Consider the following 21,848-nt stretch of genomic DNA (forward strand, 5'->3'; position numbering starts at 1 on the left):
AATTTCTAGGAAAGCAAAATGCACTTCTGTTCTGCTTTGAAATCTCTATCTGAGAGTGTAGACTGCCCTTTGAGATTTTGGACAGATTCGACATGACCTGAGTGCAGACTGTTATTTTGACATTAAAATTGGAATTTCCCAGATTTTATGCGGATTGCGGAGACATGAAGCGGCTATTTTTTCATTCAGAAAAGCCGCTGTTTTAGTGTACGATAATGCTACAATGAAGGGGGTATTGAAATAAAAAGTTTAGTCAAAAGTTGTTTTAAAATATGGTCAAAAATGGTCTTTGATCAGCGTATCATTTCGTAACGTTTGGTACCAAATAACACGAAAAGGCACTAAAATTTCGTACCAGACAACACGAAATATTGTTATATACTAACAGAAAGTAAAAAGTGGAAATAGTATGCCACAGACATCCGGGAAGCAAAATGCGACCCGGGTGGTCACCTCTTTTTTATCCTTCATTATGGAGTTGACTTCACCGCCAATGTATCTTGCAGCCTTATCAACTTTAAGTAAAATTTCATCACTTAGTGCTAATTTTCTCATAGTTTTCCTTTCGTATTTTGTATATATCTTACAATAAAGGCGGCAGGGTTTGCAAAACATAGATTGCTGCCATAGAATATCTGCCTGATTTAGAGCTTATTGATAATCTGTAAAAACAAGCCCTATTTTTTAGCTCATTATGGGGCTAAAAAGTGGGTTTGGTCACTTTTTTAGTGAAAAACAGCTTCACTATTTAGAAAATGCAAAGCTATTTTCCATATAATGCCCGTTAACAGTATTTTTTATTATATAACAGGAGGTAAGGGAAGCGCAAGCTTTGTTTGCAAAATCGGCTTGAATATAGAATCATGTTGGAAATATTTTAGAAAAAGAGGCTTTTTTAGCTTGCGATAGGATCAGAAGCCAGCCGTGGTCACTCAATATGGAAGAAATTCAAGTGTTTTTAGCTTGGGCATACAATTATAAACCAGTTTGGTCACAAAAATAGAGAAAGCCCTATTGAAAAACAGATATTTTTTTGCCTGACATGGAAAGAAAAACAGTTTTGGTCACTCAATTTGTGCGTTGTATCTGCCTGCATCGGAGATGGATGATCTTCATTGGTAATAAAATACGGCATAGCCGGGTAAGCTGACTATGCCGTATTTTCAAAAGTATGTTGTTCCTGTAAGATCCATAAGATCGTGCTTATCAATGGGAATCTCGCAGGCACCAGAGTTCATGGGAGTCTCATACCCTAAAGAATCTTCTAATTCGTCTATCTCTTTGTCTGTTAAACGTATCTTTAGAAAGCTCCTCCATGGAAATGCAGGAAAGGAGCATTTGGACAGGATACGTTCATAAGGTTTCTTGATAAAATTCTCCTGCTGTTGTCTCCCATTCTGGCTCCAGATCAGATACCGGAATGGATTAAATTCCGGATCCTGCTCCTGTAGTGCTTTTAGACGATTTTCCTGATTTTTGATTTCGTTCATTATAATATCTGGTAGGTATACTGTTTTGGTATTTTCCCTGGACAATACGATATTGGAACGGGGACCGTTGTAGTCTTTGTGAGTCCTCGGCAGATCAAGGCAATGATTATCAAGGTCGATATCATCAAAATGAATCCGAACAATCTCTGCAATCTGCAGGCCGGCAGTGGCGGACAGGAGCATGGGAAGATAAAGCGTTGGGGCATTCCATTTGGAAATCTTCAGTAGCTGCAAAAGCTGCTGGAAAGAATAAGCTTCGGAAGTATCGTAAGAAACACTATCGTCCCAAATTCTCAGCCCACTGGATCTTATGGCATTGGCAGCAGCCGTACCATTGTCCTGTCCTGCACAGTATAATTCCATGGCATTCCGAAAGAAACTGGATACTGCATCATACAACATAGAATATTTTTCCATCGGAAAGTTTTGGGTATCAGGGATCTCGGTCTCTTTCAGGATCTTTATCAGTTCGTCTGTGGTTACATCATTTATGCGTTTATCGCCCAGAACGGGAATAATGTATTTTTTGATAAGGCTATGATAACTTTTGTTATAATCAAGGGCATGACGCCAGAAGGACTGGAATTCTTTTACGGTACATTTGAAGACGGAAATCCGCTTCTCTTCCGCCTGCTGTTTATAAAACGGGTACATAGCCAGTGCTTCTTCTTTTGTTTGGTGATATTTTGTCTGCACGGTCAGAACCTTTCCAGATTCAAAAGTACATTTTATGCGGTAACAATACCGTCCACGGCTTTTGATGTAAGTTGGATTTGACGGGAGGTTTGCAGACTGCATTTCGCCGTAGAAAAAAGCATTCTTGTATTTCACATTTGTTTTTGTAGCCTGAGCCATTTGCTAATTCTCCTTTCCGTGAGTTCCATCGACTAAAAAAGGACCGATCTGGACACCGCCGGTTAAATAACGTATTTTTTCGAGGGAACAGTTTTTTTGAATCAGGAACCATACGAACATATTACTAAGGTCACTCATTGTGATGGACGGGAGCCCATTCTCTCTGGTAATGGATTTTAGCTTTTTTTCCTGCTGGCGGCGGACGAGTTCTTCACCAATAAAATCAGGGACTTGAAAATCCCGGATCCTTTCCATATCCAACTGCTTATAAATGTAGCTGGAAGCATCTGGGGATGGCTGCTTGTTTTTGATATACTGGTGATGGATTTCCAGCACACGGGTACAGGGAGTGAAGTCTTTATAGGTAAGGCCAAGGATCTCTCCTGTATGCAGGCCGCAGAACAAGGCAAGAAGGAATTCCAGACGGTGAGGGCAGGAACTGCTGTATACCGCATTCAGAAAAATTTTAAGCTGTTCGCTGGTATAGAGTAATACGGTTGTTTGGGGCTTTTTATAAGCGGCAGGTGAAGGTGCGGGATTGCAGCTGACTTCTCCGTGTTTCCATATATCATCTGAAAAAAGCTGCAGCAGTTTGGCTACGGCATATTCGGTACCTTCACAATAGGCTTTGCAGGCATTGATCAGATCTTTGAGATATTTTGCATCGACGTTGTGAAGAAGCGGATCTGTTGTAATGTTGGGATCGATTATGTTGCGGATGATCCAGCGGTTCTTTATAATTGCATTTTCGCTGCAATTATATGCAAGGTATATTTTATAAAAATAATAGCTCAGGTATTCGTTGAAAGTAAAAGGGCAATGGTTGGCATTTTTCAATTCCACAAGTTCCTTTGTAGAAATACGTGCTGCTTCTTCGCAAAGTGTTTCAGCCGTACTGTGCTGCAAAATGCCGTTATGGGTAACGGAACGGATTGTTAGCGAATTAGGGTCTACTGTTCTGGTGCGATAGCTCCATAAATGTTCATGTGATAAAAATACGTCTTCTGTTCGGTTCATAAAATCCTCCTGAAAAATTATATAAGACAAAATGTTTAAGGGTGATCTGCGGCAGGCTGCCCAGGCAGGAAAATGTGTTGCCTTCATCATAAATATGTCTGAAAATGGTCGTTTTGTTCTGCAAGAAATATATGTTCCTAATTATAATATGTATGATTTTGGTAAATATGGTCTGTTTTTGTAAGAAAACATTTAAAACTTGATAAAAGGACAATCTGACTGGAATTAACTGTTCATGGGATAAAAGAAAAGGCGCACAATGCAATAGCTACATTATGCGTCTCATGAGAATAGTTTGTTTCAAAGGAAGTACCTATTTAATAAAGAACCATTTTTTATAGATAGAGTCATCCGGAAGAAAAAGTATTTTGGGGTCGTAATCATCCGGAAGAAGGTAATTGGCAGAAACATACTCTTCTATTGCTTCGGAGATATCGTATGCGCTCAGATTTTTTGTTGCTACATAGACTTTGCTGGTAAAATCCGGGCTATAATGTCCAAGACATTCAGAAATTGTTTTCATATTGATCTTATATCCTGCCAGGATGGTTGCATAACTGTTACGGAACTTTCTCCAGGGAAGCCTTGGAAAATCACACTGTTCGGTCAGCCGGTTATAGGCTTTCGCATAAAAGCTCCGGTGGTAACACTGTCCATTTTCACGGCAGCAGAGATATCCAAGATCCAGAAAAGATGGATTTTCGGTCCTGTGCTTCTCATAGCGTTGCCGCTCAAACAGGATCTCTTCCAGGACAAAATCAGCAAGTTCTACAGTCCGTCTGCTTCTTTTTGTTTTTAGTTTAAGTTCCTGCGAAAGGACAGGTCTATTCGAAGACTGTTCGTTGGGATATATGCTTCTTCCTAGCTGCCGTTCCACGGAAATTTTTTTATTAAGGAAATCAATGTTCTCATACCGCAGGGCGATAATTTCTGATATCCGTAATCCGGCGGTGGCAGCCAGGAGCATGGGAAGATACAGCTGAGGCTCCTTTTCCCGGCAGAGGCACAAAAGATGGGAAATCTGTTCAATCGAGTAAACTGGTGAGCTGCGCTTCCTGGTCATGGTAGAGATATTTTTTCGCCTTAATTCAGCAGAAAGTCCATCGTATATATTGTACGGAAGGTAATTGTGGCTTTGGGCATAACGTAATGAACCGGTGATCATACCGATGGCAGTCCGCTGCAGATCTTTAGAGGAAATTTTATGCAAGACTTTTACCAGATCTTCCCTTTTTAGTTTATTTAGCCATTTAGCACCAATAACAGGATTGATATAGTTCATTATGAGATTGCGGTACATGATAAAAGTATTGTAAGTAATATGTTTATCATGGATCATATGGTAATACAGCCAGTAATCATAAAATTCTCTGACGGAATAAGAAAATGAAACAAAGGTTCCTTTGGAAATCTGCATAAGTGTCTCATCCCTTTTCTGCCGGGTAAGTATCTTGTCGGGATAGCCGCTGCGTTGTACTATTTTTGTATTACCTGACTCAAAAATAAGGAAAAGACGGAAACTATAGTTTTTTCTGGATTTCAAATATACCACATCCCCCATAGATCTTCCAGAAACAACATTGCCATAAAAAAATGTCTTGTTTACATCAGGTATTGGATAGGTCTTTTTTCTGCTCATCAGTATGCTCCTTTGTATCCTGGTATTCTGGTTCTTAAAAACGGATCTAAGGAATCACCAATAACTGTGCCAATCTTTGGCTCTTCATTGGGGAACATACTGCAGAAGTCTAGTGTGGTACTCAGTTTCGTATGGCCGAGAATAGCGGATATCGCTTCCATGGAAAAATCCTGATTTACAAGGAACTGTGCAAACATATAACGGAGATCACCCATTCGGACGACTGGAAGGCTGGGCGCGATGGATACACGTTTTAAAGCAGAATTAAAGGTTTCAATGGATTTGATTCTTGCGGTTGACCCAAGACAGATAAATTGTTTAAAATCAGATGGTTGATTTGCGAGAATCAGTTTATTTTCTTTCTTACGCTTGGAAAGTTCATGGAAAATAAAAGAAGGGATCTTTAAGATACGGTTCTGCCTGGTACCAGATAATTTCCTGATACCGCTCAATGTGGAAGATAGAAGACTTATAGGACGCATCTGCCATTGCTGCCACCATGCGGTTTGCCCAGTAGAAGTTATCTGTGGAAACCTCTCCCGTTGTGTTGGAAAGATACTCCGGTGTTGTCGTCACATCGGTGTAGAACGGAACCAGCACATTGAACGCATTTGACGCAAACGCAATCCACTGCAGAATGCCGTTGTCTCCTTTGTGATCCGGGCGCATCTGGATGACAGAAAGGAAATCGGTCCGGTTGACACCGATGGAGCGGTATGCTCCCTTCCATGATTTATCGCCGTATGCGGCATACGGGTCGTACGGTGTTCCCTGATAGTGGGAGGACAGTACATATTTCACATCCTCTACGGTGATTTTCTTCTCCGGAACCATCATCCACGGAATATCATCGGATACCGGTGTGTAATCGGCATCCGGTCCGTCCCATTTTTTCGTGTGCGGGTTCAGATAGCGCTCCATGAACCAGGCACGCGGTGTATTGTAAACGTGATCGGAATCGTCGTGGCTTCCGAAGGCATCGCGCGGATTAAAATTTCCGTCCATAGAAAGATCCAGATGATATGTTTCAATAAATTCTTTCAAATCCGCTGAGCACATATATTCCTTCTGCTCGCCGAGTGCATCCTCCAGATCAAAATGGTCGATGCCAAGCTGGTTCGGCATGGCTACATAATGGTCATCCGGCACTTTCACTGCCATCCAGTGATGGCCGCCGATCGTCTCCAGCCACCAGATCTCATCGTGGTCCTGAAATGCAATGCCGTTCATCTCGTATGTACCATACTGCTCCAGCAGACTGCCCAGTCTTTTGACACCTTCCCTGGCACTTTTAATATAAGGAAGAACAATATAAACAAGGTCCTCCTCGCCGATTCCGCCCGGAACCTCTTCTTTTCCGTCTTCCGCCGGCTGATAAACAACAAGCGGATCAGCCCCCAGCACACGCGGATTCGATGTGATTGTCTCGGTCGCAGTCATACCGACCTGCGCTGCATTTACGCCGCTTGCTGCCCAGACACCCTCGCCTTTTTCTGCATTTGGCACTGCAGTGTACCGCATCGGATTGTCCGGAAGCTCGATGGTCAGATGAGAAATCTCGGTTTTATATGTTCTCGCCTGCTCCTCCGGGTGAATCACCACAAATTTTTTCGATGTATAATGACCCGCACCGGAATCGTCATTTCGCGCGATCATGGTGGAACCGTCATACGATGCTTTCTTTCCAACTAAAATGGTTGTACAAGGTATAGCTATAGCCCTCCTTTTGCTGTCTTATGCTTCCGATTATGACACTATAAGCTGCGATTTGCAAGCACCATGTTATCTGTCGTTTTCTTCCTTTTTTACAAAATAAACCGTATCAATTCCTTCTCCCCGGTCATCCTTCAGCCGCCTGACAAGACCATATCCCAGTTTGTCCAAAATATGCTCCTGTGCCCCGTTTGTAGACCAGGTACGGAGAGTAATCCGGCTTCCCGGAAATTTTGCCGCGATGTCCTTTTCTGCTTCTGCATACATTACCTCCGAAATTCCCTGTCCCCGGTAATCCGGCCAGACGCAGAGGGTGGTCAGATAGCAGGAATCCGGATATGCTTCCAGATTCTCACAGTTAAAATGATCCTTCCAGGTCATAAAGGCCCGCACAACTCCCTCTTCCTTCCACAGCACCACATGCTGACTGCAGATATTCTCCAGATATTCTGCAATTCCATCCGTCTTTTCTTCTGTCTCGGCCCAGTTCGTCTGGGATGTACTGTTGCGGTGGGAAAGCGGCGGAACAAAATCCTGATCGCACAGCTCCAGCAGCTGCCGGATTTCTTCTCTCTCTTTTTGATCCTCTATCCCGTCCCTTACAACGATTCTGCTCTCACAGCACATCCAGGGAAGCCGGCATACGAGTGCTGCTGCTGCACACATGCCATCTTCTACGCTGGCGGCATCGAGCCATTCTTCTCTGGTATGTGCTCCCCCGCCCCGGCAGAAACCAACGCAGATGGCAGGAATATGCCGCGACAATGGGATATTACAGTCTGTGGATGCTTCGGAGCATACCGGCTCTTCCCCATCGGCTGCCTTCAGCGTTTTCTGTGCACACCGCGTCATACGCGCCATCTGGACAGGATCGGTTTCTCTTGCGCACGGCCGCTTTCCGACGAGCTCACAGGAATACTGTACCTCCTCACTCTGGCGTGCTGCTATGGTCTCCTCCAGATATGTTTCGCAGGCTTCCAGACTCCGGTAATCTTCCGAACGGAATTCAAACAGCATGGAGGCATCCTGCGCAATCGTATTGACGGAGGTTCCTCCCTCTATTTTTCCCACATTGTATGTCGTATGAGATGCTGCATCCGTCTGAAAACGGTAAAGCTCTCCGATCAGGCCCGCAAGCTCTGCAATGGCATTTTTTCTTCCGAAATTCAGAAAGGAATGACCGCCCTTTGTTTTTGCCGAAATCCGATATCGGACAGATCCGATGCAGATGGGATACATTTTATCCCGATACAGATCAAAGGCTGCCATTCCGCACAGATTTTCTTCATAATGGTCGACAAGTGCGCGGACGCCGCAGAGATTGCCAAGCCCTTCTTCTCCCAGATCCGCTGCAAAAATCAGACCACAGGGAAGTTCCGGCTCTGTCTCATGAACGTATTTTGCCGCCATCAGAAGCATCACGACATTCACGGTATCGTCTGTGATACCGGGACAACGCCAGATCATTCCGTCTTCTTTGATTTCCAGCGGTTCCTCCAGCGAAAACACGGTGTCCAGATGCGCCGTATACAGAACCTTCTTTTCCTGTTCCGGCCGATACTCCCAGATTACATTTCCAAGCTCATCCGTATGAACCGATTCCATGCCCTGCCGTTTCATCCACTCCACACAGTATGCGATTCTCTGCTCCTCTTTTCCCGTTTCCGTCGGGGTCAGTGTCAGCTCCCGCAGCGTCTGCAGCGCAAGTTCTTTGTTGTTCCGGCAAAACTTTCGGTATTCGTCTTCTATTTCCCATTTTTTACGCATGAAGTACAATCCTTCCTTCTTTGTATTCCCATTCTGTTCCATATCTCCTGCTCACGCGGGTGAGATATTCTGCAATTTTTTCTGCTGTTTTTTCGTCTGCCACATACGGAATATTTTTTTCTGCATTTTCCCTGTCCATACCAAGCTCGACCGGCAGCAGCTCCAGATGTGTGCATTTTCCCTGACAGATTTCGAAATACGGCAGCACGCTCCGATAGACCTCAGGAATTTCATAGAGAGAATGCGAGGACTGCTCCTGCCGCCTGGCAATTCCGATGGATGCTGCTGTATGAATATTCAGACCATATTTTTCCATGTAGTCTGCAGGCAGAAGGCGTACATACTGATTTTCAAAGATAAAATTTCCGAGACAGTAGAAAATCGGACAGTCATGATACAGTTCGATTCCCTTCAGCTGATGCGTTCCGCCCCCGATCACCGCGCTGGCGCCCGCATCGATGCAGGCGTGCGCAAATTCTTCCAGAAAATAATCCGCTTCCTCGTCGTTGTCCTTGCGGATTTCATGGGAATGTACCATGACCAGGACTGCCTCACATGTCATCTTTGCTTCCCGGATTGCATCGACGGTGCGTTTCACATCGATCGGATTCGGGCTGGAGATTCTTCCCTCTGTTCCATCCTTGCTGATTTCAAACATTTTCCCGCCAAATTCCATGACACCCTCGGGAAGCGGAGCGATAAATCCCTCCTGCCGGTGCAGATCCCGCAGTCCGTTGATTCCGGTCACCTCTGCAATCTCCGCGAGATCCTGCGCATGTTTTTCCGTAATGGTATATTTTTCCGAAAAGCGCAGCGGATTTAAGCCCGGCCGGCCCGGCTGCCGTTCCGTCTGGCTTCCCGCCCTGGCTGCATTCTCAAAGGTAGAACAGATATCAATCACCGCAATCTGTCCCGCCGTTGTGTCCAGAATGGCAGGACGCGATGCTTCATAAAGATTTTTTCCTGCTCCGGCATACGCCACGTCCTTTTTTTTCAGTTCACAGATCGTAGACGCCAGTCCTTCATAGGAATAATCCATTGTATGATTATTCGAAATCCCAAGAAAATTAAAACCGTAACGCAGGGTATCTTCCAGACACTTCGCATCTGCCGTCAGCCATGTTCCGCCGGAGTACGCCGATGCGTAACAGCTGCCGTCCGATATCGTTGTTTCCAGATTTGCCATCCGAACCTCTCCCTGCATCAGAAATTCGCGAATCGGCAAAACATCCTGATATCCCGGCAGAAGTCGTTTCATAATCAGAATATCACCTGCCGCCGATACTCTTATTGTTCTGTTCATTCTTTTTTGCCTCCCGAACGATTCCTGCTCTCTGCTTTTGGAATCGCATCTTTATCCATTCTCATTTTTTCGTAACGGTTCAAAAGTCCCATCCCGGTTTTTCTTTTCTCTTACATGGTTCCAAATCGTTACCTTTTTTCTCTGTATCTGCAGCTTCTTTCTACCAGATCCGCAAAAAGACGGTTCATCTCCGGCGCTGTGTGAATCAGCCCTTCCGGATGCCACTGTACGCCCACAATCTGTCCGTTGCTGCTTTCAATCGCCTCGATCGTACCATCCGGCGCCGTTGCTGAAACCAGTATGTCCTCTCCCGGCGTGCGGACTGCCTGATGATGCATGGAGTTTACCGCATGGGTTCCTGCCCCGAGAATTTCTGCCAGATGGGTTCCCTCTTTAATTTCCACATGGTGATGCAGATACGACCGCTCCAGGGACTGCAGATGCAAAATTGTGGTTTCCTTCTGTGTATAAATATCCTGGTACAGATCACCGCCGCACAGGACATTTAAAAACTGAATTCCCTTGCAGATGCCAAGCATAGGCATTCCCATCTCTTTTGCTGCCCGTCCAAGTGCAAACCAGGCCTCGTCGATCTCCGGACGGATCGTCTGGATCTGCGGTTTTGGCTCTTCCCCATAATACCACGGATTTAAGTCCTCTCCGCCGGGAACCAGAATGCCGTCGCAGACGGCAAGTACGCCTTCCGGATCCGCTTTCATGGCAACTGCCGGAATTGCCATCGGAATTCCGCCGTTGTTCAGAACACCTTCGATGTAATCACTGTTGACATACATTCTCTCCGCACTCGAAAAAAGTCCCGGCTGTGTTTTATACGTATTTCCCAAGATTCCAATGATCGGTTTTTCCACTTGTAAACTCTCCTTTTTTACCAGATATGCCGAAAACGGCTTCACCTTTCCTGTGAACCCGCTTCCGGCATTCTTTTTCTTTCGTTATCCGATTTTTTTACAGTACATCCTGATGGCAGATATGACGAATCTTTTCTTCATCCAATGCCCGGATCACATTTGCTGCCATCGCACTTGCCGCTTCAAGATCTTCTCTTGCACAGAAATTATAATGGCTGTGCGCATAGCGGGATGGAACACCAAGCACCAGACACGGAACTGCTTTTCCTGTCACGCTGATTTTTGCTGCGTTTGTACTTCCGCCTCTTCTTACACTCTCCTGGTATTTGATGCCGCATTTTGCTGCCACTTCCTCAGCCAGTGCAATAAACTGCGTATTGGAAATATAGCTGTTGTCCAGAATACGGATCTGAACACCCTTTTTCATGCATCCCTGTGCCTGTCCTGCGCTGATGAAAAAGTCATCGGAAGGAGATCCCTCAAATACAATGGCAAGGTCCGGTTTTACGATCTGACTCGTGACCACTGCACCGCGGGTTCCGACCTCCTCCTGCGCTGCAAAGGCGCCGACAACATTAACCGCAAGAGAAGCCTGCTCCTTTTCCAGCTGTTTCATCGTATCTACGATGCACGCGCAGCCGGCACGGTTGTCAAAGGCTTTTCCGAAGCAGATTTCATGCTCTGCATCGTATTCAAAGGTCACATCCGGCATCATCGGATCGCCGATATGGATTCCGAAAACATTTTCAACCTCCTCGCGGCTGGTTGCTCCGACATCCACATACATTTTTTCAATTTCCAGAGTCTGGCTGTTGCGTTCTGCTGTTGTCATGAAATGAACCGGTTTCGCGCAGATAATACCATGTACCATCTTTCCAGATCTGGTGCGGATCCATACCGCATGTGCCGGAAGGCTGGTCAGATGAAAGCCGCCAAGCATGATAATGCCAAGGCATCCGTTGTCCTGGATATTCTGTACCATGAAACCGCATGCGTCCAGATGGGCATCCAGCTGGATGACCGGACGGGAATCCTGCTTTGTTCCCGGCATCCGCACATACAGGTTATTCATTGCGTCATTTTTTACATCAAATTCTTTGCAGTAATCTGCTATGGTACGGATGACATCCTCCTCGAATCCACTTGGTCCAAATGCATCGGAAAGCTTACCAAACATTTCTATATCCATTGTTTTATCCTCTTTTCTTTGGGTTTCTGTCAGATTTATATTCTTAATATACAACAAAGCAATGTGCTGTGACAATATCCATCCAGCGGTCTGTCTCCAGCTTATTTGTGAAGGTATCTACCTTCTGCATTCCCGGATAAAACGACATCGTGTACGCTTTTTTCCAGTCTTTATAGGTTACCTCATACGTAAAGTGCTCAGGAAGGGCCACTTGGCACTCTTTTTTCTGTCCGGTAACTGCCTTTTTTACTCCTTCCCGGATTTCGGAGATCACTTTTTCTTTCGCTTTGCACCACGTTGCCGCACCGACACCATGCTTCGTTTCCACTGTCGTAATGCCCGGAATCAGTTCTTTGGCCTGACGGCAGATCTCTTCATCTCCGGAAAGGAACAGCACCGGTACGTGATGTGATGCTGCTGTATAGCTGTTCAGCATGCACTCACTCATCACTTTTCCATTCAGATGAATATACAGGCTGTTTCCTGTCGATGTGTGGCTGATCGAAAAATTGGGATCTCCTGCCGGTGCATGGTATCCAAGATACAGTACGCCGTCATAGCTGTCGTCGATACCATACATCATATTATACGGATGACCACTCTTTCCCCGGATCAGGGTGACATACTCCGGCATTTTCAGCGGGTCAATGTTGGATGCATCTCCGTGACCGTCCTTTACGACAATCTCATCCGCGCCCGCTTCATGTGCTGCTTCGCATGCCGCAACGACCTCTTCGGTCATCTCCTCTGCAAATCTCTGGTACACGCTTTCCTTCTTATGTGTTTCATCGGTCAGTGCCACTCCGGCACATCCCTCGATGTCTGCACTGATAAAAAGCTTCATTTCTGCTGTTCCCTTCTTTCTTTATCATAAAGATGACAATATACGTAATGTCCGTCATCCACTTCATACCGCTCCGGCACCTGTGTTTTGCAGCATTCCATGCATTTTGGACATCTGGTATGGAATTTGCAGCCTGTCGGCGGCTTGTGGGCGGACGGAATACTTCCCTCCAGCAGAATTCTTTCTCTTTTTGCCGTCGGATCTGGAACCGGAACTGCAGAAAGCAGTGCCTGCGTATACGGATGCATCGGATTGCTGTAAATTTTGTCTTTTTCTCCGACTTCCACGAAATTGCCGAGATACATAACGCCAACACGGTCACTGATGTATTCCACAACACTCAGGTCATGCGCAACAAAAATATAGGTCAGATCCAGATCATGCTTCAGTTCATTTAAAAGATTCAGAACCTGCGCCTGAATGGACACATCCAGTGCCGAAACCGGTTCGTCTGCAATGATCAGAGACGGTTCTACCGCAAGTGCGCGGGCAATTCCGATTCTCTGGCGCTGACCGCCGGAAAATTCATGAGGATAACGGTTTGCATGGTAATCATCCAGTCCTACCCTGTGCAAAAGATCCAGTACTTTCTTTTCCAGATCCGCTTTATCCTGATACAGATGATGCACCAGCAGCGGCTCTGCAATGATATCAAAAACGGACATTCGTGGATTCAGGGACGCATACGGATTCTGAAAAACCATCTGTACTTTTTTCCGGATGGAACGCATTCTCCGGTCATTGTACTCTGTAATATCTTCGCCATCCAGATACACATGGCCTGATGTCAGATTTTCCAGTTTGCAGACACCTCTTCCCAGTGTGGATTTTCCGCAGCCGGACTCGCCTACAATTCCGAATACCTCTCCTTTTTTCACCTCAAAGGTAACTCCGTCTACCGCTTTGACGAATTCCTTTTTCCCAAATCCGCTTCCGGCAACCGGATAATAAATTTTCAAATCCTCTACTCTAAGTAATGTATCCGACATCCTAGTCACCTGCCTTCTCTACGTGATCTGTTTTGAGCTGTCCGCTTTCGCAGAGCCAGCATCTGCTGATATGGCCTTCCTCGATCTGGAAAAATCCCGGTTCTTCCTCGCGGCACTTTTCCGAAGCGTATGGACATCGCGGCGCAAATTTGCAGCTTTTCGGCATATATTTCGGGTTTGGAACGTTACCCGGAATCGACTTCAGTTCTTTTCCGGCGTCTCCCAGTCTCGGAATCGATCCCAGCAGTCCCTTCGTATACGGGTGGGACGGATTGGCGAAAATTGTTTTTACATCTCCGCGCTCTACCACGCGGCCGCAGTACATAACGGCAACATCATCGCAGACCTCTGCAACGACGCCAAGATCATGTGTAATAAACAGGATGGATGTACCTGTCTCTTTTTTCAGCTGATTCATCAGATCCAGAATCTGTGCCTGAATCGTTACATCCAGTGCAGTCGTCGGCTCATCCGCAATCAGGATTTCCGGCTTGCATACAAGTGCCATGGCAATCATGACCCTCTGTCTCTGGCCGCCGGAAAGCTGGAACGGATACTCCTTCATCATATGCTCCACACGCGGAACACCCGTTTTCCGGAGCATGTCCTCTGCCTTTTTCAGTGCCTCTTTTTTTGATATTTTTTCGTGCTGCAGAACGCATTCTGCCACCTGGTCTCCAATCTTCATGACCGGATTCAGACTGGTCATCGGTTCCTGGAAAATCATGGAAATTTTGCTTCCGCGCAGCTTTCTCTGCTGTTCCTTCGTCAGCTTTACAATGTCATCGCCATCCAGCAGGATTTCGCCGTCAGCAATTTTTCCTTTCGTTCCGGCCAGTAATCCCATCACAGAGAGGGATGTCACGCTCTTTCCACTTCCCGACTCGCCTACGATGCCAAGCGTTGCGCCGCGTCGAAGCTCCACATCGACACCGTCTACTGCTTTGATCACACCGCCATCGGTATAGAAATACGTATGTAAATTTTTTATCTCAAGTACGTTATCAGTAGCCACTTCTGCTCCTCCTTATCAATCGGAAAGTTTCGGATCGAGTGCATCGCGAAGTCCGTCGCCTAACAGGTTAAAGCTCAGTACGGTAAGGAAAATCGCAAGACCCGGGAAAATCGTCACATACATTGCGCTCGTCATATAGTTTCTTCCGTTAGAAAGAAGCAGTCCCCATTCCGGTGTCGGCGGCTGTGCGCCCATTCCCAGGAAGGAAAGGCTCGATGCTGTCAGAATGGAAGATCCAAATGACATGGAATACTGTACAATGATGTCCGGAATGGCTCCTGGCAGAATATGGTGAAACAGAATTCTCGCATCGGAAACACCGATGTTCCGTGCCGCCAGGACAAAAACGGAATTTTTCAGGGTCAGCGTTTTGCTTCGGACAAGTCGTGCGAAGGTCGGTGTAGAAAAGACAGCGACCGCAATCACAACGTTTGTCATGCCGCTTCCGAGGATTGCCACGATGGCGATTGCAAGAATCAGTCCCGGAAAAGCGAACAGGACATCGCAGATTCTCATAATAATAGAATCAATCCATCCGCCGTAATATCCGGCCAGAAGTCCGAGAATGGTACCACAGACTGCACCGACCGTAACAGCGCCGAATCCGACTGCAAGTGAAATCCGGGTTCCACAGACGATACGGGAAAACAGATCCCGTCCAAACTCATCCGTTCCAAACAGGTGCTTCATACTTGGTCCCTGCAGAATCGCATTATAATCATACTCATTGATTCCGTACGGCACAATTTTGCTTCCGAAAAACGCAAGGAAAATGAGAAAAATGATAAAACAAAGCGCAACTACTGCATTTTTCTGTTTTTTAAATTTTCGAACCATCTCAGAAAACGGAGTTTTAATTCTCTCCTGGTTCTCGGTCTGTACTTTTTTCTTTTCTTTCATTCCACTCATCTCCTACTGAAGTTTAATTTCCGGATTCAGAACCGCATAGAGGATATCGACAATCAGGTTGATGACGATAAACTGCAGCGAAAAGATCAGAATCAGGGACTGGATTGCCGGATAATCTCTGTAATTGACCGATTCAATCAGAAGGGAGCCAAGGCCAGGATAGGCAAATACCGTTTCTGTGACAACAGAACCTCCCAGCAGAAAGCCGAACTGCAGACCCACAACCGTCACGACGGAGATCATGGAGTTGCGGAAAACATGCTTCCAGATCACAACCTTTTCTTTGATTCCTTTTGCTCTTGCTGTTCTGACGTAATCTTCTTTTAAAACCTCAATAATGGAGGATCTTGTAAATCGTGCGATCACGGCTGCAATTCCGACGCCGAGCGTGATCGACGGCATAATCAGACTTTTCAGGCTTGTTCCGCTTGTTGTCGGCAGAATTCGCAGTTTTACCGCAAACAGCATAATCAGCAGAAAGCCGATCCAGAACGAGGGGAGCGAAATACCTGAGACCGCAATCGTCATTCCGGTATAATCCTGCCATTTTCCCCGGTGTGTTCCGGACCACACACCAAAGAGCACACCAACAACCGAGCTCCACAGCAATGTGACAAATGCCAGACGGACGGTATTTCCGAATCTTCCCGCGACCTCCTTTGTAACTGGCTGCTTTGTGCGAAGGGAGGTTCCGAGATTTCCTTTTAAAAGTCCTGTCACATAGGTAACATACTGTGTCGGAATGGATTTATTGAGGCCAAGCTCTTCTCTTACTGCCTCTACGTCATCCTGTGTTGCCTGCTCTCCTGCAACGAGTCTCGCCGGATCTCCCGGAATCAGGCGGACAAAGAAAAATACAAATGTAACAACAATAATCAGTGTGGGGATCGTACCCACAATACGCTTCAGTATATATTTTGGCATATTGTATCTCCTACTTTCATGCTTATCCTACAGGTACAATCCCACGGATCACTGCCTGCTTTCCTGTTTGTAAGAAACCGGCGCCCTCTTTTGACGGAAGGACGCCGGGGTCTTTTTCATATCCTTGTTTCAGTCTGCCGTTATTCGGCTGCCATTCTGGCATTTCTCATGCCGATGCTTCCATCGCCTAACAGATATACTCCGGTAATGTTGTTGCTGGTTGCCCAGATGTTTTTATCGCTTGCGATGCAGAGCAGCGGGAGATCCTTCCATACGATATCCTGTACTTCTCCATAGATCTCACCACGTTTGTCTTCATCTGCAGTTGCAAGACCGTCTTTGAGAAGCTGATCTACTTTTTCATTCTCATAGTAGCTGATATTGAAGCTCATCGGCGGCTCAGACTCGGTTGCCAGCATCGGGCGAAGTCCCCAGTCAGCATCACCGGTGGAAGTAGACCATCCGCTTAAGTAGCAGTCAACCTCGGCATCTGCTCCTGCGCAGTCAGCTCCCTGAACCTTTTCATTCAGAACGGCATTTTCCATTCCGTTCAGTTCCAGATCAATGCCAACCTCAGAAAGCTGCTGTTTGTAGAACTCTGCTTTTTTCTGATTTGCTGTCGTGTTGCTGTACATCAGTGTTGTGGTAAATCCATCCGGATATCCTGCTTCCTTTAACAGCTCTTTTGCTTTTTCCGGATCGTAGGAATACGGATCATTTCCTTTGTAGTGCTGTACTTCTTCTCCTACCATAGAAGTTGCCACAGAACCGTAACCGTTCATAACGACCTGGATATATGCCTCTTTGTTGATTGCATAAGCCATTGCCTCACGAACCTTAACATCGTTGAACGGTGCTTTCTGTGTATTCATGAAGAAGTACCATACGGCGATGCTGTCGCCCATTCCAACGGATACGTTGCTGTCACCTTTTAAGGTGTCAACGCTTTCGGTCGGTACAGACCACATAATCTGTGCGTCACCTGCCTGAATTGCAGATACACGGGTAGCACTTTCTGCAACCGGTTTGAATGTAATACTCTTAAATCCTGCATCTGCATCTGCCAAAGCAGTTCCGCCGCAGACGTCTGCGTCATATCCCCACCAGTCTTTGTTCAGTTCTACTTTCATATGGTCACCGGCAACCCACTCAACAAATTTGTACTGGCCGGTTCCTACCGGTGCCTGTGCACAGGCATCTTCTCCTGCTTCAATCTGTTTCGGGCTCATGATCAGCGTAGCCGGATGTGCCAGGTTGCTGATGAAAGCACCGAATGACTGTGATAAATAAATTGTAACGGTATAGTCATCTACCTTCTCTGCATGATCCAGAACATTGCAGAGGAATGTAGTACGTTTCAGTCCAAGGCTCTTGTCTGCCCATTTGTTTACGTTTGCAATCAGGGCATCTGCATTCCACGGAGTTCCATCGGTAAAGCTTACGCCCTCACGAAGATGAATCGTATACTCGGTTGCTTCATCGTTTGCTTCGTAGCTGGTTGCCAGCATCGGAATGATCTGCATATTCTCATCAAATCCAAACAGGCCATCCATTATCATTCGCTGTACACCACCGGAAAGTGTATCGGAAGTATCCATCGGATCCATGGTGGTAAAATCCACAGCTACCATTGCCGTAACATCAGAATCCTGGGATACCGACTCGCCTGCCGGAATCGTGATGGTATTCTCCGTATCTGCTTCCGAACCGGATGAGGTCGATGCAGCGGATGCTGTTGATGTAGCTGCTGTCGATGTGCTCTTACTTGTGTCAGAAGAACCAGTCGATCCACATGCTGTCAGCGCCAGTGCCGTTGCTGCTGCAACCAGAGCACGCAGTACATGTCTTTTTTTCATTGTTGTCTCCTCCTTTTCTGCAAGTGTTGCTGTTTTCTTTGTTCTTTCTTTTCACAGATAACAGAACCATGATATAAAAAAGAGCAAAGATGCCTTACCTTTTTTTACAGCCCCTTTGCTTAATCGGAATTATAGATGTAATGCGTCACTATGTCAAAGCATTCTTCCTGTTTTTTTCTTTTCTTTTTTGTATTTTTGCATTTAGGTTGTTTATTTTCGCCAAAAATGGTATAATTATCCTAATTTTTAACCCATTACCACTTTTTAGCAGGAAAAGAGGATCCTTTATGAACAGAACGCAAAAACTTGGCAACGTATTGATCATTTCTTCCCGGAAACGAATGCTTTCCGAATTTCAGTCTTATCTTCACTCCGTGCTCGGTGAATATCTCACCTTCAATACCCTTTTAAGGGAACAGGCCACAGACCCCTCTCTCTTCCGGGGATACCAGTGCGTCCTTTTTCCAACCGCCCGTGCATTGGAAACCTTTCCGCTTACCATCGACTCCTCCATTTTGCAGCTCGCCTGCGACCGTGTCTTCAACCATATGTTTCTGGATAAAATCATTCAGATTCCGCCGCATGAACGTGTCTATCTGGTAAACGACGATAAATCCTCCACTCTCGATATCATTTCCCAGCTTGAGGAATGCGGCATCACACAATATGACTTTGTTCCGTTTTATCCCGGATGCAAGGATACCGAGTCTGACATTCAGTTTGCCATTACCGCCGGCGAGCCGCAGCTCGTTCCTTCCCGCATTCCGAATGTGCTGGATATCGGCAACCGTATCATCGATATTTCTACTATTTTACAGCTCTGCGAATATTTCAACATTCCTCTGCAGACCGTAAACCGTGTATCGCGCAATTACGTCAATCAGATTCTTCACACCGTCAAGACCTCAGAAACCTACTATACCAATTATGTGCAGACCGAACAGCTCATGCAGGTGATCCTGTTCTCTCTTCCCGTTGGCGTCTGTCTGTTTGGCGCGGATGGCCGCATTCAGTTTATGAACGCTAAATTTGCACATGCCTTCTCTCTTCCCTCCTCCAATTTTGAAGGGCAGCCTTTTTCGGAATGTCTTCCGCCTGCCTACGCAGATACTGCTTTCGACCGCAACGGCGACTGGACCATTCTCCTTTCGGATCAGAAGACACAGATTACGTTAAGCGTTCTTTCTATGGTGTTTCCGGATACAGAGCCTGTTTTCCTTGCGTTTCTTCCCGGGGGCAGATCCACGGAGGCACCGGCAGCTGAAGAAGAAAAAACGGAAGAAAGCACTTTTTTTGCTTCCTCCCGTACATTTTCTCTTTCCCTTTCCCACGCAGATTCCGTCCAGAATCTGATGACGCAGGTCAGACATCTTGCACTTTTTGATTTTCCGATTCTGATCCAGGGGGAAAGCGGTACACAGCGCCGGACACTCGCACGTGCAATCCACAATTTTTCGCGCCGCCACCATTATCCGTTTTCCGTTCTTCACTCTCCGGGAAATAATCTGACCGAAGCCTCCCTGCTCCGGCTCCTTGCCGAAACCAACCATGGCACACTCGTTCTTTCCCAGGTGGACCGTTTCCCGCTTGCCATTCAGGATCTGCTGGTCAATGTTCTTACCAATGTTTATGGAAATTTCTTTTCCGCACCGGAAACACACCGTTTCGATGTGCGGATCATTGCCATTGCAGATGATAACCTTTACAAAAAAGTAGAAAAAGGAACCTTCCTGCGGGAGCTTTTTCATCTTTTAAGTGCTTCGGAGCTTCAGACCGTCCCGATCCGCAGACGCAGGGAGGATATTCCCGATCTTCTCAATTACTTTCTGCTTCAGTTTTTCCACAATTCCGATATGACCTGCGACCGGATCTTTTCGGAAGGGCTTCTGCGCTTTTTGAAGGAGTATGCGTACCCCGGAAATATTCATGAGCTGTACAATCTGTCCTGCAGCCTGTTTACCCGGTACAACAGTCATAAGCTGCAGCTTTCCGACCTGCCGACGTACCTCCGCTCCCGCCAGATGGCTGATGTTTCCCTCACCGATCTTCAATATCAGGTTCTCTCTTTCGTATCGATGCATCCGAAAGCAGGCCGCCTGGCCATCAAAAACGGACTGGCCGACGGAGAAACCTTTGTATCCGAAGCGGCTCTGCGCACCGTGCTAGGAGAGCTTTCTTCCGCCGGTTATCTCATCGTGCACCGCACAAAGGGCGGATGCGAAATCTCTGAACTGGGGCGTATGGTTCTGGAAAAATGATTTATTCCAGAAATCCCGGTTTTTCCAGAAACTCGGCAAGGCTGCGGTATCTGGCTCCGTCCAGGCCTCTTTTTTCCTTTGCGGTTACCATAGAGTTCAGGATTGCTTCTTCCGCAGCCTCTGCCGCAGCTTCAAATGCCTCGTTGATTTTTTCTTCTTTTATCCGGGCGCACGCTTCCACTTCACATGTACTCTTTGTATCCACGCGGTTTGCCGTTGTAAATCCGATCATGATTTCACCGCTTCCGTGACCGGTATAGGCTCCCGTTCTGGCGATTCCGACTCCGCAGCGGCGGATGATCCGGTACAACTGCCGCTCCGATACCGGAAGATCCGTCGCCAGAACCGTCATGATGGATCCCCGGTCTTCGGCGCTGCTTCCGCATTCTTCTTTCCGGATCTGTTCCAGGATCCTCTCCCCTGCCGGTTTTCCACTGATTTTCAAATCTCTGGTTGCCCCGAAATTCGACTGTACCAGTACACCGATGGTATATGTTTTTCCATCAAGTACCAGCGTGCGGGATGACGATCCGATTCCCCCTTTCAGTCCATAACAGATCGTTCCTGTTCCGGCACCGACAGCTCCTTCCGCAAAGTCTGTATCCACCTGCTCCAGTGCCTGATACAGCTCTTTTTCCCCCACTACCCGGTTCCCAATCTCATTGATCCTCGAGTCGTTGCATTCTCCGACAACCGGATTGATGGAGAAAACATCTTCCCCTTCTTTTTTGGTCTGCTGTATCATCCATGAAATCATGGCATCCGCCACTTTTCCGACATTCAGTGTATTGGTCAGGGCAATGGGCGTTTCGAGAGTTCCGAGTTCCTGTATCTGTACAAGACCGCATGTTTTTCCGAAACCGTTATGCACGTAAGCAGACGCCAGGTATTTCTTTAGAAACGGATTCCCCTCTCCCGGTACAATCACCGTCACACCGGTATGCTGATTTCCGTCTTCCACCGTCGTATGGCCTACCCGCACCCCCGGTACATCCGTAATTTTGTTTCGCGGCCCGCTTTCATGGTGTCCGATCCGATATCCGTAATCGCTGATTCTTTTCTGTTTCATTCTGTTTCCTCCTTATCTTTTATATAATCTCTCGGAATCTTCAGCCCAGTAAAATCAAGACTTTCAGATCCCTTTTTTTATAAAATCCCCCACTTTTTTGCAAAAATCGCTTGACAAATCTACCGAAAAATGCGGCGCTTCG

The 21,848-nt window shown here is 46.5% G+C and carries 16 protein-coding genes; 1 reads left to right on the plus strand and 15 read right to left on the minus strand.

What is annotated here, in order from left to right; genetic code table 11:
• Positions 1-1,163 precede the first annotated feature (1,163 nt).
• From H8S54_RS09115 to H8S54_RS09180, 14 genes are all read right to left on the minus strand, one after another.
• The gene (locus H8S54_RS09115; protein ID WP_186901340.1) at positions 1,164-2,345 is read right to left on the minus strand and encodes a site-specific integrase; all 1,182 of its coding nucleotides are present in this window, start codon (positions 2,343-2,345) and stop codon (positions 1,164-1,166) included.
• Between the two features lie 3 nt (positions 2,346-2,348).
• Positions 2,349-3,362, minus strand: coding sequence for a site-specific integrase (locus tag H8S54_RS09120; protein ID WP_186901341.1), 1,014 nt, complete (start codon positions 3,360-3,362; stop codon positions 2,349-2,351).
• A gap of 313 nt (positions 3,363-3,675) precedes the next feature.
• On the minus strand, positions 3,676-4,779 hold the full coding sequence (locus tag H8S54_RS09125) for a site-specific integrase (protein WP_186901342.1): 1,104 nt from the start codon (positions 4,777-4,779) through the stop codon (positions 3,676-3,678).
• A gap of 600 nt (positions 4,780-5,379) precedes the next feature.
• The gene (locus tag H8S54_RS09130) at positions 5,380-6,711 is read right to left on the minus strand and encodes a C69 family dipeptidase (RefSeq protein ID WP_117855030.1); all 1,332 of its coding nucleotides are present in this window, start codon (positions 6,709-6,711) and stop codon (positions 5,380-5,382) included.
• A 72-nt stretch (positions 6,712-6,783) separates the two neighbouring features.
• On the minus strand, positions 6,784-8,481 hold the full coding sequence (locus H8S54_RS09135; protein ID WP_178105394.1) for a M20/M25/M40 family metallo-hydrolase: 1,698 nt from the start codon (positions 8,479-8,481) through the stop codon (positions 6,784-6,786).
• Positions 8,474-9,784, minus strand: a complete 1,311-nt coding sequence (locus H8S54_RS09140; protein WP_186901343.1) for a CapA family protein — start codon at positions 9,782-9,784, stop codon at positions 8,474-8,476. Before H8S54_RS09140 ends, H8S54_RS09135 begins: the two co-directional genes overlap by 8 nt.
• Positions 9,785-9,912: 128 nt before the next feature.
• Positions 9,913-10,653 carry a gamma-glutamyl-gamma-aminobutyrate hydrolase family protein gene (locus H8S54_RS09145; RefSeq protein WP_186901344.1) on the minus strand — a complete coding sequence of 247 codons (741 nt, stop codon included), beginning with the start codon at positions 10,651-10,653 and terminating at the stop codon, positions 9,913-9,915.
• A gap of 97 nt (positions 10,654-10,750) precedes the next feature.
• Positions 10,751-11,842, minus strand: a complete 1,092-nt coding sequence (locus H8S54_RS09150) for a M42 family metallopeptidase (protein WP_186901345.1) — start codon at positions 11,840-11,842, stop codon at positions 10,751-10,753.
• Between the two features lie 43 nt (positions 11,843-11,885).
• Complete coding sequence (locus tag H8S54_RS09155) at positions 11,886-12,686, minus strand: M55 family metallopeptidase (protein WP_118617296.1); 801 nt, start codon at positions 12,684-12,686, stop codon at positions 11,886-11,888.
• Entirely contained in the window at positions 12,683-13,675 is a 993-nt protein-coding gene (locus H8S54_RS09160; protein ID WP_186901346.1) for an ABC transporter ATP-binding protein, read from the minus strand. The genes H8S54_RS09155 and H8S54_RS09160 overlap by 4 nt, the downstream gene beginning before the upstream one ends.
• A 1-nt stretch (position 13,676) precedes the next feature.
• Positions 13,677-14,690: an ABC transporter ATP-binding protein gene (locus tag H8S54_RS18580; RefSeq protein ID WP_186901347.1), complete on the minus strand. Its 1,014-nt coding sequence runs from the start codon at positions 14,688-14,690 to the stop codon at positions 13,677-13,679.
• 15 nt (positions 14,691-14,705) lie between these two features.
• Positions 14,706-15,590 (minus strand): ABC transporter permease subunit, encoded by an 885-nt coding sequence (locus H8S54_RS09170; RefSeq protein WP_055226724.1) that lies wholly within the window; start codon positions 15,588-15,590, stop codon positions 14,706-14,708.
• A gap of 12 nt (positions 15,591-15,602) precedes the next feature.
• A complete protein-coding gene (locus tag H8S54_RS09175) occupies positions 15,603-16,523 on the minus strand; it encodes an ABC transporter permease (protein WP_055219236.1) in 921 nt (306 codons plus the stop codon).
• A 140-nt stretch (positions 16,524-16,663) separates the two neighbouring features.
• Positions 16,664-18,379 carry a glutathione ABC transporter substrate-binding protein gene (locus H8S54_RS09180; protein WP_186901348.1) on the minus strand — a complete coding sequence of 572 codons (1,716 nt, stop codon included), beginning with the start codon at positions 18,377-18,379 and terminating at the stop codon, positions 16,664-16,666.
• Positions 18,380-18,666: 287 nt separating this feature from the next.
• Here H8S54_RS09180 and H8S54_RS09185 point away from each other — a divergent pair, with 287 nt between their 5' ends.
• Positions 18,667-20,637, plus strand: coding sequence for a sigma 54-interacting transcriptional regulator (locus H8S54_RS09185; RefSeq protein WP_178105392.1), 1,971 nt, complete (start codon positions 18,667-18,669; stop codon positions 20,635-20,637).
• 1 nt (position 20,638) lies between these two features.
• Here H8S54_RS09185 and H8S54_RS09190 read toward each other — a convergent pair whose 3' ends face one another.
• The gene (locus H8S54_RS09190) at positions 20,639-21,706 is read right to left on the minus strand and encodes a P1 family peptidase (RefSeq protein WP_186901349.1); all 1,068 of its coding nucleotides are present in this window, start codon (positions 21,704-21,706) and stop codon (positions 20,639-20,641) included.
• Positions 21,707-21,848: the final 142 nt, after the last annotated feature.

The organism is Blautia segnis (genome assembly GCF_014287535.1).
Lineage (GTDB): Bacteria > Bacillota > Clostridia > Lachnospirales > Lachnospiraceae > Blautia_A > Blautia_A acetigignens.

Coding starts and splice junctions, on each gene's coding strand:
- H8S54_RS09115 (WP_186901340.1), bottom strand. CDS start 2,345: ATGGCTCAGGCTACAAAAACAAATGTGAAATACAAGAATGCTTTTTTC.
- H8S54_RS09120 (WP_186901341.1), bottom strand. CDS start 3,362: ATGAACCGAACAGAAGACGTATTTTTATCACATGAACATTTATGGAGC.
- H8S54_RS09125 (WP_186901342.1), bottom strand. CDS start 4,779: ATGCAGATTTCCAAAGGAACCTTTGTTTCATTTTCTTATTCCGTCAGA.
- H8S54_RS09135 (WP_178105394.1), bottom strand. CDS start 8,481: ATGCGTAAAAAATGGGAAATAGAAGACGAATACCGAAAGTTTTGCCGG.
- H8S54_RS09140 (WP_186901343.1), bottom strand. CDS start 9,784: ATGAACAGAACAATAAGAGTATCGGCGGCAGGTGATATTCTGATTATG.
- H8S54_RS09150 (WP_186901345.1), bottom strand. CDS start 11,842: ATGGATATAGAAATGTTTGGTAAGCTTTCCGATGCATTTGGACCAAGT.
- H8S54_RS09155 (WP_118617296.1), bottom strand. CDS start 12,686: ATGAAGCTTTTTATCAGTGCAGACATCGAGGGATGTGCCGGAGTGGCA.
- H8S54_RS09160 (WP_186901346.1), bottom strand. CDS start 13,675: ATGTCGGATACATTACTTAGAGTAGAGGATTTGAAAATTTATTATCCG.
- H8S54_RS09170 (WP_055226724.1), bottom strand. CDS start 15,590: ATGAAAGAAAAGAAAAAAGTACAGACCGAGAACCAGGAGAGAATTAAA.
- H8S54_RS09175 (WP_055219236.1), bottom strand. CDS start 16,523: ATGCCAAAATATATACTGAAGCGTATTGTGGGTACGATCCCCACACTG.
- H8S54_RS09180 (WP_186901348.1), bottom strand. CDS start 18,379: ATGAAAAAAAGACATGTACTGCGTGCTCTGGTTGCAGCAGCAACGGCA.
- H8S54_RS09185 (WP_178105392.1), top strand. CDS start 18,667: ATGAACAGAACGCAAAAACTTGGCAACGTATTGATCATTTCTTCCCGG.
- H8S54_RS09190 (WP_186901349.1), bottom strand. CDS start 21,706: ATGAAACAGAAAAGAATCAGCGATTACGGATATCGGATCGGACACCAT.